Source organism: Roseibium sp. AS2 (assembly GCF_038900065.1).
GTDB lineage: Bacteria > Pseudomonadota > Alphaproteobacteria > Rhizobiales > Stappiaceae > Roseibium.
In genome coordinates this window covers 422,566-435,440 of record NZ_JBBMQN010000005.1, presented here as the reverse complement: position 1 = coordinate 435,440, position 12,875 = coordinate 422,566, and the positions used below count along the sequence as shown (strand labels likewise).

The 12,875-nt window shown below is 61.8% G+C and carries 13 protein-coding genes; 6 read left to right on the top strand and 7 right to left on the bottom strand.

Annotated elements, in window-relative coordinates:
- The first annotated feature begins 51 nt into the window (after positions 1-51).
- Entirely contained in the window at positions 52-903 is an 852-nt protein-coding gene (rsmA, locus tag WNZ15_RS17130) for a 16S rRNA (adenine(1518)-N(6)/adenine(1519)-N(6))-dimethyltransferase RsmA (protein ID WP_342894210.1), read from the top strand.
- Positions 904-990: 87 nt separating this feature from the next.
- On the top strand, positions 991-2,607 hold the full coding sequence (locus tag WNZ15_RS17125) for a Na/Pi symporter (protein WP_342894209.1): 1,617 nt from the start codon (positions 991-993) through the stop codon (positions 2,605-2,607).
- Here the strand turns inward: WNZ15_RS17125 and gmk are convergent.
- The 7 genes from gmk to fabD all read right to left on the bottom strand — a co-directional run bounded on the left by gmk (position 2,598) and on the right by fabD (position 9,095).
- A complete protein-coding gene (gene gmk, locus WNZ15_RS17120) occupies positions 2,598-3,323 on the bottom strand; it encodes a guanylate kinase (RefSeq protein WP_342894208.1) in 726 nt (241 codons plus the stop codon). The genes WNZ15_RS17125 and gmk overlap by 10 nt on opposite strands.
- Positions 3,324-3,326: 3 nt before the next feature.
- Positions 3,327-4,220, bottom strand: coding sequence for a YicC/YloC family endoribonuclease (locus tag WNZ15_RS17115; RefSeq protein ID WP_342894207.1), 894 nt, complete (start codon positions 4,218-4,220; stop codon positions 3,327-3,329).
- Positions 4,221-4,262: 42 nt separating this feature from the next.
- A complete protein-coding gene (gene mltG / locus WNZ15_RS17110; protein WP_342894206.1) occupies positions 4,263-5,315 on the bottom strand; it encodes an endolytic transglycosylase MltG in 1,053 nt (350 codons plus the stop codon).
- A gap of 202 nt (positions 5,316-5,517) precedes the next feature.
- Positions 5,518-6,783, bottom strand: coding sequence for a beta-ketoacyl-ACP synthase II (gene fabF, locus WNZ15_RS17105; protein ID WP_342894205.1), 1,266 nt, complete (start codon positions 6,781-6,783; stop codon positions 5,518-5,520).
- 87 nt (positions 6,784-6,870) lie between these two features.
- On the bottom strand, positions 6,871-7,104 hold the full coding sequence (locus WNZ15_RS17100) for an acyl carrier protein (RefSeq protein WP_342894204.1): 234 nt from the start codon (positions 7,102-7,104) through the stop codon (positions 6,871-6,873).
- A gap of 246 nt (positions 7,105-7,350) precedes the next feature.
- A complete protein-coding gene (gene fabG / locus WNZ15_RS17095; protein ID WP_342894203.1) occupies positions 7,351-8,088 on the bottom strand; it encodes a 3-oxoacyl-ACP reductase FabG in 738 nt (245 codons plus the stop codon).
- A 62-nt stretch (positions 8,089-8,150) separates the two neighbouring features.
- Entirely contained in the window at positions 8,151-9,095 is a 945-nt protein-coding gene (gene fabD / locus WNZ15_RS17090; protein WP_342894202.1) for an ACP S-malonyltransferase, read from the bottom strand.
- Positions 9,096-9,587: 492 nt separating this feature from the next.
- Here fabD and rpsF point away from each other — a divergent pair, with 492 nt between their 5' ends.
- The 4 genes from rpsF (at position 9,588) to WNZ15_RS17070 (ending at position 12,832) form a co-directional block, all read left to right on the top strand.
- The gene (gene rpsF, locus WNZ15_RS17085) at positions 9,588-10,022 is read left to right on the top strand and encodes a 30S ribosomal protein S6 (RefSeq protein ID WP_342894201.1); all 435 of its coding nucleotides are present in this window, start codon (positions 9,588-9,590) and stop codon (positions 10,020-10,022) included.
- A gap of 6 nt (positions 10,023-10,028) precedes the next feature.
- Positions 10,029-10,277, top strand: coding sequence for a 30S ribosomal protein S18 (gene rpsR / locus WNZ15_RS17080; protein WP_342894200.1), 249 nt, complete (start codon positions 10,029-10,031; stop codon positions 10,275-10,277).
- 107 nt (positions 10,278-10,384) lie between these two features.
- On the top strand, positions 10,385-10,981 hold the full coding sequence (rplI, locus tag WNZ15_RS17075; RefSeq protein WP_342894199.1) for a 50S ribosomal protein L9: 597 nt from the start codon (positions 10,385-10,387) through the stop codon (positions 10,979-10,981).
- A 366-nt stretch (positions 10,982-11,347) separates the two neighbouring features.
- A complete protein-coding gene (locus tag WNZ15_RS17070) occupies positions 11,348-12,832 on the top strand; it encodes a replicative DNA helicase (RefSeq protein ID WP_342894198.1) in 1,485 nt (494 codons plus the stop codon).
- Positions 12,833-12,875: the final 43 nt, after the last annotated feature.

Genomic DNA, 12,875 nt, shown 5'->3' with positions numbered 1-12,875 from the left:
TCACCTTTCAGAGCACCTCGAGCTCCAACCAAGGCATCAGGAACGGCAAGGATGGCCCAGATCGACGACCTGCCCCCGCTGCGTGACGTGATTGCCGCGCACGGCCTCAACGCCAAGAAATCGCTCGGGCAGAATTTCCTGCTGGATCTCAATCTCACATCGCGCATCGCAAGATCCGCCGGCAACCTGCAGGACTGTACCGTGCTTGAAATCGGTCCGGGTCCCGGCGGGCTGACCCGCGCGCTGCTGGCCGCGGGCGCCAAGAAGGTCGTCGCCATAGAAAAAGACACCAGGTGCCTGCCGGCGCTGGCGGAGATCGCTGCGTATTATCCCGGCAGGCTCGACGTGATCGAAGGGGACGCGCTCCAGATCGATCCGGTCGCCGTCACCGGTGGCGGCAAGGTCCGCATCGCGGCGAACCTCCCCTATAATGTCGGAACCCAGCTCCTGATCAACTGGATCACCACCGCGGACTGGCCGCCGTTCTGGTCGTCGCTGACACTGATGTTCCAGAAGGAAGTCGGTGAACGGATCACCGCCGAACCGGGTTCGAAGGCCTATGGCCGGCTTGGGGTGCTCGCCGGCTGGCGCTGCCATGGCGAGATCCTGTTCGACATCAGTCCGAAGGCGTTCATCCCGCCTCCCAAGGTCACGTCCGCCGTTGTCCATCTCACCCCCAGGGACACCCCCCTGCCCTGCAACCTCAGAGCCCTGGAGAAACTGACCGCCGCCGCCTTCGGCCAGCGGCGCAAGATGCTCCGCGCGAGCCTCAAGGCGCTGTCGCCGGACGCGGAAAGCCTGATAATCCAGGCCGGCCTGAAACCGACGTCCCGGGCCGAGGAAATCGACATCGCCGGATTTGTCCGCCTGGCGAACATGTTCAGGGACGCCGGGGCCGTCTAGGCCAGGTCCGCCTGCATTCCCTCCTTGCGCGCTTCGCGAACACTCTTTGGTATTACGCGGGTCCGGCTTGTCAGTTAGTCTCAACTCATGGTGATGAATCTCTTTTCCGCCCTTGGCGGCGTCGGCCTTTTCCTGATCGGCATGTTCCTGCTGACCGGCGGACTGAAAGCCATCGCCGGTCACGGCATGCGCGCTGTGCTGGCGCGTTTCACCTCGACCCCGCTGTCCGGAGCGGCGACCGGAGCGGTCACAACGGCGGTGATTCAGTCGTCAAGCGCAACCACCGTGGCGGCGGTGGGTTTCGTCGCATCCGGATTGCTGACCTTTCCCCAGGCGCTGGGGATCATATTCGGAGCGAATGTCGGCACGACGCTGACGGGCTGGGCTGTCGCCATTCTCGGCTTCAAGCTGGACCTGGGACAGGTTGCGCTGCCCTTCGTCTTCCTGGGCGCCGTTCTGAGCCTCGCCCTGAAGGGCCGTGCCGCGCATATCGGCCAAGCCATCGCGGGCTTCAGTCTGATCTTTATCGGGATCGAGCACATGCAGGCGGGGCTCGAGGCCTTTCGGGGCATCGTGACACCGACCGACTTCCCACCCGATACGTTCACCGGCAGATTGATGATGGTCGGGTTCGGCATCCTCATCACCCTTGTAACGCAATCCTCAAGCGCCGGCGTCGCCACGGCGCTGGCGGCGCTCGGTGCGGGCGCGATCAGTTTTCCGCAGGCGGCGGCCCTTGTGATCGGCATGGACGTGGGCACCACCTTCACGGCCGCCCTGGCAACCCTGGGCGGCGGCACCATGGCCCGGCGGACGGGATACGCTCATGTGATCTACAACATGCTGACCGGAACACTGGCGTTCGTCCTGCTCGGGCCCTTTCTGATGCTCGCGAACCCGTTGATCGTCAATGGCGACGCGCAGATTGCCCTGGTGGCGTTTCACAGCAGTTTCAATCTGCTGGGAGTTGTCCTGGTGCTGCCTGTCGCGCATCCGTTCGCGCGGCTGATCGAGTTTCTGGTTCCCGACAAGGGCTCTTCGCTCACACGATCCCTCGATCCTCTGGTGCTCGGCGATCCACGGACCGCAATGGCCCTTGCGGCGCAATCCGTCTCCGGCTTGTCGGCGGCCGTCGTCGATCATCTGCGCGCCGCTCTGGGGGCCGCTCCGCTTCGCGGGACTGCCGTGGACCAGAGAGGCCTGGAAACGGCGATTTCCGAGACACGGGATTTTCTCGAGCGGCTCACCATCCCGAAATCCGAGGCGGATCTGCTCCGGCAGAAAGCCAGTGCGTATCACATCCTCGATCACCTGGACCGGCTGGTCTACCGTTTCAGCCAGGCGGAGCGGATCGACCAATTGTCCCGGGATCCGCGGCTGGTGCGTCTGACAGGCCTTGTTGTCCGGCTGACCGGGAAACATTCGGAAAGCGACGACCCGCAGGGATGCGAAAAACAGCTGAACCGGCTGCGTGTGCTGCTGCGCCGCCAGCGCAGGATCAGGCGCCAGGCCATGATCTCGGAGGCCGCGGCCAACCCTGCGGTCAGCGAGATGGTCTGGGTGAGACTGGATGCCCTGAGGTGGCTGCACAGGGTGGCCTATCACCTCTGGCGCATCCGCCTGCATCTGAACGCCCTGACCGGTGTGGTCGAGGCCCGGGTGTCACCGCGCGACGAAGCGCGCATGGACGTCGATCAGGACTGATCCATGTCCGGGTCCGAACTGCCAAGTTCCTGCTCGAGGTCGTCGACCATTCCCTGGATCAAAGGTCCGATCCGCGGAGAGCGAAACTGCTTCAATCGCTCGGCCCGGAGAATGGCCCGGACGTTTTCATAGGCCCGTTCAAGATCGTCGTTGACGACAACATAGTCGTATTTCGACCAGTGCCGCATCTCCTCGACGGCCGTTTTCATGCGCTTGGCGATGATATCGTCGGTGTCTTCCGCGCGCCGTTTCAGGCGGGATTTCATTTCGGCGATGGAAGGCGGCAGAATGAAAATGGACACCACGTCCGCGCGCATCTTGTCGTAGAGCTGGAAAGTACCCTGGATGTCGATATCGAACAGGATGTCGCGGCCGCTCTCGATCGCGTCCTCGACGGGCCCCCGGGGTGTGGCGTAATAGTTGCCATGCACCTGTGCCCATTCCAGCAGCTCGTCGTGCTCGCGCATCTGCTCGAACCGGCCGGCATCCAGAAAATGGTAGTGCACCCCGTCGACCTCACTGGACCGGCGCGGCCGCGTCGTCACGGAGATGGACAGGGCGAGATTGTCTTCCTTTTCCAGAAGAAGCCGGGCAATGGTCGACTTTCCCGCACCGGACGGCGACGACAGAACCAGCATCAGCCCACGCCGCTGCTGTTCTGCCTCTTCGGCACTGACAATAGTCCCCTGAGGGCGTCCGGCGGGCGCGTCGGTCATGGCTTACTCCAGATTCTGTATCTGCTCACGCATTTGATCGATAACAGCCTTCAAGTCCAGACCGAGGGCCGTCAGATCCACATCGTTCGACTTGGAACACAACGTGTTGGCTTCCCGGTTGAATTCCTGGGCCAGAAAGTCCAGCCGTCGGCCGATTGCCCCGCCGCTGTCCATCAGGTCGCGGACCGCGGCGACATGGGCATGCAGCCGGTCCAGCTCTTCGCGTATATCGGCCTTGGTCGCGAGGAAGACCGCCTCCTGATGCAGGCGTTGCGGATCGAGCTGACCGTCGGAGGCGGTCATCAGCTCCCTGACCTGCTTGTGAAGGCGCTCCCGGATGGCTTCGGGTGTGCGTGCGGGAAGTCCTTCCGCGGCCTGGGTCAGTTCGGCAATGCGATCGATCTGATCGCGCACGACCGAGCTGATTGCCTGGCCTTCCGAATGACGCATGTCCACCAGGTCGATCAGCGCGGCATCGAGAGACGTCAGGAGAGCCGTGTGAAGCGCGGCCTGCGCCTCCTCGTCGTCCTCTGGCTCCTTGAGTTCGAAGACGCCCTTTTGCGACAGGATGCCGTCCAGCGAAGGAGGCCCAAGATCCGGCACGCGTTGGCGCAACATCTCGATGGTTGCGAGAACAGCCGCCAGCGCCGATTCATTGACCTGGAGCTGCTGCTCCGTCTGGCCGCGCTGCATGGCAAGACCGACGGTCACATTGCCCCGCCGGAGCACCCGACCGCAGCGCTCGCGGATTTTAGCTTCCAGCACTTCCAGTCCCGTGGGAATGCGGATGCGCAAGTCCAGCGACTTGCCGTTGACGGACCTGATTTCCCAGGTCCAGCGAACCGGTCCCGCTTCCGCCTGAGCGCGCGCGAACCCCGTCATGCTGGCAAGTGCCATATGCCCCTCCGGTGTGCCGTCCGGCGCGTGCCGCTTACACGGTCAGTTGGATGTCGCCGGCTGCGTTTCCTGGTCTTGCTCCGCCTGCCGGCGGTCTCTTTCGATCTGGCGCCACTTGCGTACGTTGGCCTGGTGCTGCTCGTAGGTTTCCGCAAACACATGCCCGCCGGTGCCGTCTGCGACAAAGTAGAGATCAAGGGTGCGAGACGGACTGGCAACCGCTTCCATGGCCGCCTGGCCCGGGTTCCCGATCGGTCCCGGCGGCAGGCCGTCGATCTGGTAGGTGTTGTACTTGTTGTCCGCCTTCAGTTCCGACTGCTTGATCGCGGACCGGTCCTTCAGCCAGGCTTCGCCGCCATACAGGCCGTAGAGGATCGTGGGATCGGACTGCAGCCGCATGCTCTTGTTCAAGCGATTGACGAACACACCGGCAACGCGCGGGCGTTCGTCGGCAAGAGCGGTTTCCTTTTCAACGATGGAGGCCAGAATAACCAGCTCTTCCGGCGTTTTGACCGGCAGCCCATCCGAACGGCGCTCCCAGACTTCAGCCAGAAGCTTGTCCTGCGCGGCGATCATCTGGTCGATGACCTCCTGACGCGTCATTCCCCGGGCGAAGGTGTAGGTTTGCGGCAGCAGAGCGCCTTCTGCGGGGATCTCGGTGATCTCGCCGGACAGCACCGGATGTTTTCGGACCCGATCGATGATCTGGGCCGTCGTCCAGCCTTCCGGGATCGTGACCGAATGGGTGACGGCGTTGCCTTCCACCAGGTCGGTCATGATGTCATGCATGGACGCTCCCGGCGCGAAGGCATATTCCCCGGCCTTCAGCTTGGTCGCGTTCTTGTACAAGCGGGTGCCCAGATTGAAGACCCACTCGTCAAGGAGGCTGTCCTCGATGACACCCTGCCCGGACAGCCGGTCCGTGATGCCTGACAGGCCGGCCCCCGAAGAGATGATGACCGTGGCGTTTTCCTCAAGCGGACCCGGTTCCTCGAATTTGTGCTTGCCGAAATAAAGCGCTCCGCCGACGGCGGCCAGGCCGAAGACAGTCAGGGAAATCACGAGATTGATCAGGATCACAAGCGGATTGCGCACATGACGGGAACGTTGCGGGGGGCCTGGAGCCGGTTCCGGCTGCAAGGCTTCTCGCGGGCTTTTCGGCTTAATGCGCATTTCGGGTCGCACCTCCAGGATCGAGCCCCCAAGTCCCAGATTTAGGCTCAAACGGACCAGTTGTCACAAACAAAGTTCACGACCGAATCGCGGGAATCGATCCGGCCCGACAAATCTGAAGGGGTTATGCGGCAACTTTGCGGAAGACGAGCGAGGCATTCGTGCCGCCAAAACCGAACGAGTTCGACAGGGCCACATCGATGTTCATTTTCTTCGGCTTGTGCGGCACCAGATCAATTTCCGATTTCACGGACGGATTGTCGAGATTGATCGTCGGCGGAGCAACGCTGTCGCGGATCGCAAGAACCGAGAAAATGGATTCCACCGCGCCGGCGGCACCGAGCAGATGGCCGATCGAGGACTTGGTCGACGACATCGTCAGGCCGGACGCATGTTCTCCGGAAAGACGGGAAACGGCGCCAAGTTCGATTTCGTCACCAAGGGGTGTCGAGGTTCCGTGCGCGTTCACGTAATCCACATCCGCCGACGTGATCTGAGCGCGCTTCAGCGCGGCCTCCATGCAGCGATAGGCCCCGTCGCCATCGGAAGACGGCGCGGTAATGTGGAAAGCATCCCCGGAGAGACCGTAGCCGATCACTTCGGCGTAAATGGTCGCGCCACGGCGCACCGCGTGCTCATATTCTTCCAGAACCACAACACCCGCGCCCTCACCCATCACGAAGCCGTCACGGGCAACGTCATAGGGGCGCGAGCCTTTTTCCGGCTCGTCGTTGAAACCTGTCGACAGGGCACGGCACGCCGCGAACCCTGCGAGCGCCAACCGGCAGAGCGGCGATTCCGTTCCGCCCGCCACCATGACGTCCGCATCACCGAAGGCAATCAGCCGGGACGCGTCACCGATGGCGTGCGCACCGGTCGAGCAGGCCGTCACCACGGCGTGGTTCGGCCCCTTCAGTCCGTGACGGATGGACACGTACCCGCCGGCAAGATTGATCAGGCGGCCGGGAATGAAAAACGGTGAGATCCGGCGCGGCCCCTTTTCGGCGAGCTGGTTTGCACCCTGCTCGATACCCTGGAGTCCGCCAATGCCCGATCCGATCAGAACACCGGATCGCGCCTGCTGTTCGTACGTTTCCGCCTTGTAACCGGAATCGGCCATCGCCTGATCGGCGGCCGCCATGGCGTAGACGATGAAGTCGTCGACCTTGCGCTGTTCCTTGACGTCCATCCAGTCATCCGGATTGAACGCACCTTCTACAGACGGATCGCGCGGGATCTGGCAAGCGATCTGGCAGGCCAGGTCGTCGACCTTGAAATTCGTGACCTTGTTGGCCCCGCTTTTCCCTTCGAGGATTTTTTTCCAAGTGACATCGACACCACAGCCAAGCGGCGTCACCATGCCCAACCCCGTTACGACAACTCGCCTCATACACCCGCACTTACAGTTTCAGGGGCCAGGCGGAGAGACTGCCCCGCCGGCCCTATTTTCAATCATTCACCAAGAAGGGCCGCGCCCTTACTTGTTGGCTTCAAGGAACTTGACAGCGTCGCCAACGGTCAGAATGGTTTCTGCTGCGGTATCCGGGATTTCAACACCGAATTCTTCTTCGAATGCCATCACCAGTTCAACGGTATCAAGGCTGTCCGCGCCCAGGTCGTCGATGAAGCTGGCTTTTTCGACAACTTTTTCCTTGTCCACACCGAGGTGCTCAACGACGATCTTTGTAACCCGATCCGCGATATCGCTCATCTTTAACTTCCTTAGTTTTTCGTCTGTTCATCACTCGCCAGTTCACCCCGGACATCCTGCTGGCAGGAGGTGGTGCGAAATCGCGGTCTATAGACTTCCTCGCGCCCCCGCAACCAGACTTCCCGGTTGACGGCGCAATTCGTAACAATCGGCGGGTTGGTAACACACTTTGTTGACCTTTACCAGCCGATCCAGACCGCTTGCGAACGGTCTGGATTCTTTTTGCCTGCTCGGCAAAAATTCCTTTTAAATCATGGCCATGCCGCCGTTTACATGCATGGTCTGGCCGGTCACGTAAGCGGCTTCATCACTGGCGAGATAGAGCGCGGCGGAGGCGATCTCAGCCGAAGTCCCCAAACGTCCCACGGGCACACTCGTCAAAATCGATTCTTTTTGCTTGTCGTTCAAAGCGCCGGTCATCGCCGTTTCGATGAACCCGGGAGCGATCGTGTTGACCGTGATGTTGCGGCTGGCCACTTCCCGGGCAAGCGACTTGTACATTCCGATCATGCCGGCCTTGGCGGCGGCATAGTTCACCTGACCGGGATTTCCGGTGACGCCGACAACCGAGGTGATGCCGATAATGCGACCGGAGCGCCGCTTCATCATCCCCCTGATGGCCGCCCTGCACAGACGGAAACCCGATGTCAGATTGACTTCAAGCACCTGATCCCACTCCTCATCCTTCATGCGCATGAAGATGTTGTCGCGGGTGATACCGGCATTGTTGACCAGAATGTCGACGGACCCCATTTTCTCTTCCGCCGCCGGCAGCAGAGCATCAACCGCGTCACGGTCGGAGAGATTTGCAGGCGTCACAAAGGCACGCTCACCCAGGTCGGCGGCCAGCGCCTCGAGCTTTTCCGCGCGCGTGCCGGACAGGGATACGGTCGCTCCCTGGGCGTGAAGCACCCGCGCGATGGCCTCGCCGATCCCGCCGGTAGCGCCGGTGACAAGCGCGTTTTTGCCTTGCAAGGTGAACATGTGGGGTCCTTCCGTTCCTCGTTACAGCCCGAGGGCCGCGTCCTGCTCCGGTGATTTAAGCCTCAACCGGAAATCTTTTCCATAAGGATGTCGATATCGTCCGGCGCATTGATCGCCAGGCCGGCCGCATCCCGGGCGATACGCTTGACCATTCCGGTCAGGACCTTGCCGGTTCCGATCTCGACAAAGGTGTCGACACCGTCTTGCGCAAGCCATGTCACGCTTTCACGCCAGCGCACGGTACCGGTGACCTGTTCGACCAGCCTGGCGCGGATCTCCGAGGGATCGGTGATCGGTGCCGCCAGCACGTTTGCGACCAGCGGCACGGCGGGCGCACTGATGTTCGCACCTGCCAGGGCCTCGGCCATCGCATCGGCGGCAGGCGCCATCAGCGCGCAATGGAAAGGTGCGCTGACCGGCAGCATGACGGCCCGGCGCGCGCCCTTCGCCTTGGCGATCTCGATGGCCCTCTCGACCGCCGCAAGGTGACCGGAAACGACCACCTGCCCCGGCGCATTGTCGTTCGCCGCCTGGCAGACCTCTCCCTGGGCGGCGTCCCGGGCAACCTCGACGGCCACGTCGAAATCGAGCCCTAGAAGGGCCGCCATGGCACCCTGGCCGACAGGAACCGCATTTTGCATGGCATCGCCGCGCACACGCAGCAGACGCGCCGCAGTGCCAACGTCAAGGCTGCCGGCGGCCGCGAGCGCTGAATATTCCCCCAGCGAGTGGCCGGCGACATAAGAAACGCTGGCCGCCAGATCGATGCCGCGCGCTTCCAGCACGCGCATGGTTGCCAGGCTTACCGCCATCAGGGCGGGCTGGGCGTTCGCGGTCAGCATCAGCGCGTCGTCGGGTCCGTTCCACATGACGTCGGAAAGCTTCTGGCCGAGCGCCTCGTCCACTTCCTCAAAGACGGCGCGGGCATCCGGAAACGCGTCGGCGAGCGCCTTGCCCATACCGACACTCTGGCTGCCCTGTCCGGGGAATGTAAATGCGATGGTCATCTGGAAACGCCTCCTAAGACTCGTGCGCGGACCTTTTGTTGGGTTCAACAGGCCGTCGATTTTTATGAAAGCGGGTAAGACAGCCCGGCAGTGGGCCGTCGCCGAACCTTGGCGCGAGGCTATGATACGCTCTTGGCGGGACTGTCAAGAGGCTGCGGCCAATCAATGCCGATTTTCCGGCGCATTTGAGTGATTTCCCGCCTTTGTCCGGTTCCGGGTCTCGTTCCGGGCCCGGTTCACGGTGCCGCAGCTCCCATTCGCGGGCTTTCCTGCCGAACTTGGTCTGCGGCTCTTGCATTTTGTTCAAAACAGCGTATAGAGCGCGCTTCATCCGGGATGTGGCCGGGGGCTGAACGGAAGGGCGAAAGCCAGGATCCTTCAAAAGATCCGACTTCCCGTGTTCCCGCTCTCGTTAGTATTCTCGTGCCTTTCCGGGGCTACGAGGAGGCTCTGCGCCTGTCCCGCGTTGTCAACACGAGGAAAGGCTTTTCCATGCCTCTTTACGAGCACGTATTCCTGGCTCGCCAGGACGTTTCGGCCCAGCAGGTCGAACAACTCGTCGAACAGTACAAGGGCCTCATCGAAGGCGCTGGCGGTACGGTCGGCAAGGTGGAAACATGGGGTCTGCGGACCCTTGCATACCGCATCAAGAAGAACCGCAAGGCTCATTACACCCTGATGAACCTCGACGCGCCGCATGACGCCGTCGCCGAGATGGAACGTCAGATGGGCCTCAGCGAAGATGTCCTGCGCTTCATGACATTCCGCGTTGACGAGCTCGAGGAAGAGCCGTCTGCGATGATGCAGAAGCGTGACCGCGATGACCGCCGTGGCGGTGGCCGTGGCGACCGGGGTGACCGTCCAGGTGGTGACCGCGGCGACCGTCCGGGTGGCAGCCGTCCGCCGCGCCGGGCAGAAGGGGAGTAAGAAATTATGGTTGATGTTGCACAGCTTCCGAGCCGCCGTCCGTTCTTCCGTCGCCGGAAGACCTGCCCGTTCTCCGGCTCAAACGCGCCGAAGATCGACTACAAGGACATCCGTCTTCTGCAGCGCTACATTTCCGAGCGCGGCAAGATCGTTCCCAGCCGTATCACCGCGGTTTCCGCACGCAAGCAGCGTGAACTGGCCCGTGCCATCAAGCGTGCGCGCCTGCTCGGCCTGCTGCCTTTCGTGATCAGCTAAGCGTCCTCTTCGGAGGGCCGTTCTCCCGGGTCCGCCCGGGAGACCCGAATTGGGGCCGCGGGCAAACGGTCTCTAACCACCCGAGGGTGGGACAGTAGGAGAGAAAAATGCAAGTTATCCTTCTTGAACGTATCGCCAGGCTCGGCCAGATGGGCGATACCGTTCGCGTTCGTGACGGCTATGCCCGCAACTATCTGCTGCCGCAAGGCAAGGCTCTGCGCGCCAACAAATCCAACCTGGCCCGCTTCGAAAGCGAACGCGCCCAGCTGGAAGCCCGCAACCTGGAGCGCAAGAACGAAGCCGAAGCCGTTGCCGCCAAACTCGATGGCGAAACCGTCGTGATGATCCGGTCCGCCGGTGAAACCGGCCAGCTCTACGGTTCGGTGTCCACACGCGACATCGCTGACGGCCTGACCGAAGCCGGCTTCACCGTCGCTCGTAACCAGGTCGAGCTGCGCAGCCCGATCAAGACGATCGGCGTGCACTCGGTGCTGATCCAGCTGCATCCGGAAGTCGAAGTTTCCGTCAGCATCAACGTCGCCCGTTCCGAGGACGAGGCTACCCGGCAGGCTGCCGGTGAAGACCTCACGACCCCTGAACAGGACATCTTCGAATTCGAGGAAGACGAAGACGAAAACGACGAGGACGATGCAGAAGAAACCGCCGAAGCTTCCGCGGAAGCACCGGTGGAAGAGGAAGCCTGACGGGTTTCCGTTCTTTAAAGCAGCTTACAAAACGGCGCTGGCTTCAGCGCCGTTTTTTTGTTTGCCGGCGATCTTTTTGCGGGTTGGAACCGGGCGTCCTAATCCGCCGAATTCACGTCTTCCCGCAAGGCGTTGAATCCCTTACAGAATTGTTAACCGGCAATTAACCTCCAAAAAAAGACGTTTAGTTTCAACAACTAAGCGCTACAGCCTTGAGTCTCCTATCGCCCTGGGAGTCAAGCATGTTTCGATTCTTTCCCCGCTGATCTGTGGATGCCGCCGAGAATCAAAAACTGCGTTTTTTGGTCCTTGAGCCCCCCTCTCCCAAGGAGTATTCGAAGTGCAGTTGAGTCATCGGGGGAAGATATGAAGGGCACGTTGCAGAAAGTCGAAACGAAGGAAGACATCCAGCGCCTGGCGCCGCACAACGCGGAAGCCGAACGGCAGCTGCTGGGTGCCATTCTCGTCAACAACGAGACTTTCTACAGGGTTTCCGACTTTCTCGAGCCGCATCATTTTTTCGTGCCGCCCCATCAGGACATCTTTGAAAAGGCCAGCCACCTGATCCGGGCCGGCAAGACCGCCTCGCCGGTCACCCTGAAGACCTTCTATCCCACCGATGCCAAGATTGCAGACCTGTCGGCGACGCAGTTCCTGGTCCGCCTGGCCGGCGATGCCGCCTCGATCATCAACGCGGAAGACTACGGGCGTACCATCTACGACCTGGCCATCCGCCGGAACCTGATCCGCATCGGCGAGGACATGGTCAACATTGCCTTCGACGCACCGATCGACGTCCCGCCGAACCAGCAGATCGACGACGCCGAGCGGCGCCTGTTCGAGCTGGCGGAGACCGGCCGGACCGAGGGCGGTTTCGTTTCCTTCGGCGATGCCCTGACCGAAACCATCGAGATGGCTCATGCCGCCTACAATCGGGAAGGCGCACTTTCGGGCATCTCGACGGGCCTGCGCGAACTCGACCTGTTGATGGGCGGATTGCAGCATTCGGATCTGGTCGTGCTTGCCGGGCGCCCCGCCATGGGCAAGACCTCCCTGGCCACCAACATCGCCTACAACATCGCCCAGTCCTACAAGTCGGAAGAACAGCCGGACGGAACCATCAAGACCATCAATGGCGGTGTGGTCGGCTTTTTCTCGCTCGAAATGTCCGCCGAGCAGCTTGCCACGCGTATCATTTCCGAACAGGCGGAAATCTCCTCGTCGAAAATCAGGCGCGGCGACATCACCGAGGCCGAGTTCGAGAAACTCGCCGCCTGCGCCCAGACCATGCAGACCGTGCCGCTGCATGTGGACCAGACCGGTGGCATCTCGATCGCCGCGCTTGTGTCCAAGGCCCGGCGGCTGAAGCGCCAGCGCGGTCTCGATCTTCTGGTGGTCGACTATATTCAGCTCTTGTCCGGCTCCGCCAAGAACTCGGGCAACCGCGTTCAGGAAATCACCGAGATCACCACCAACCTGAAAGCGCTCGCCAAGGAACTGCAAGTGCCGATCATCGCGCTGTCACAGCTCTCGCGCCAGGTTGAATCGCGCGACGACAAGCGTCCGATGATGTCTGACCTGCGCGAATCCGGGTCCATCGAGCAGGATGCCGACGTGATCCTTTTCGTTTATCGCGAAGAGTACTATCTTTCCAAGACCGAGCCGGAAATCGGTTCCCCGGAATATGCCGCCTGGGAAGCCAAGCACGAGGCCGCCAAGGGCAAGGCCGAAGTGATCATCGCCAAGCAGCGCCACGGACCGACCGGCACCGCCAACCTGCACTTCGAGGGTCAATACACCCGCTTCTCCGATCTGGCCGAGGAAGACCATCTGCCGGCTCGGTACGAGTAGGTCGTCAACGGGCTCCGGCGGCACGCGGTTATTCGCCGCGGAA

Excerpts from the sequence above, each read along its gene's own strand:
- WNZ15_RS17125 (WP_342894209.1), top strand. The coding sequence starts at position 991 with ATGGTGATGAATCTCTTTTCCGCCCTTGGCGGCGTCGGCCTTTTCCTG.
- fabG (WP_342894203.1), bottom strand. The coding sequence starts at position 8,088 with ATGTTCACCTTGCAAGGCAAAAACGCGCTTGTCACCGGCGCTACCGGC.
- rplI (WP_342894199.1), top strand. The coding sequence starts at position 10,385 with ATGCAAGTTATCCTTCTTGAACGTATCGCCAGGCTCGGCCAGATGGGC.
- WNZ15_RS17100 (WP_342894204.1), bottom strand. The coding sequence starts at position 7,104 with ATGAGCGATATCGCGGATCGGGTTACAAAGATCGTCGTTGAGCACCTC.
- rpsR (WP_342894200.1), top strand. The coding sequence starts at position 10,029 with ATGGTTGATGTTGCACAGCTTCCGAGCCGCCGTCCGTTCTTCCGTCGC.
- fabF (WP_342894205.1), bottom strand. The coding sequence starts at position 6,783 with ATGAGGCGAGTTGTCGTAACGGGGTTGGGCATGGTGACGCCGCTTGGC.
- rpsF (WP_342894201.1), top strand. The coding sequence starts at position 9,588 with ATGCCTCTTTACGAGCACGTATTCCTGGCTCGCCAGGACGTTTCGGCC.
- gmk (WP_342894208.1), bottom strand. The coding sequence starts at position 3,323 with ATGACCGACGCGCCCGCCGGACGCCCTCAGGGGACTATTGTCAGTGCC.
- WNZ15_RS17115 (WP_342894207.1), bottom strand. The coding sequence starts at position 4,220 with ATGGCACTTGCCAGCATGACGGGGTTCGCGCGCGCTCAGGCGGAAGCG.
- rsmA (WP_342894210.1), top strand. The coding sequence starts at position 52 with ATGGCCCAGATCGACGACCTGCCCCCGCTGCGTGACGTGATTGCCGCG.
- fabD (WP_342894202.1), bottom strand. The coding sequence starts at position 9,095 with ATGACCATCGCATTTACATTCCCCGGACAGGGCAGCCAGAGTGTCGGT.
- WNZ15_RS17070 (WP_342894198.1), top strand. The coding sequence starts at position 11,348 with ATGAAGGGCACGTTGCAGAAAGTCGAAACGAAGGAAGACATCCAGCGC.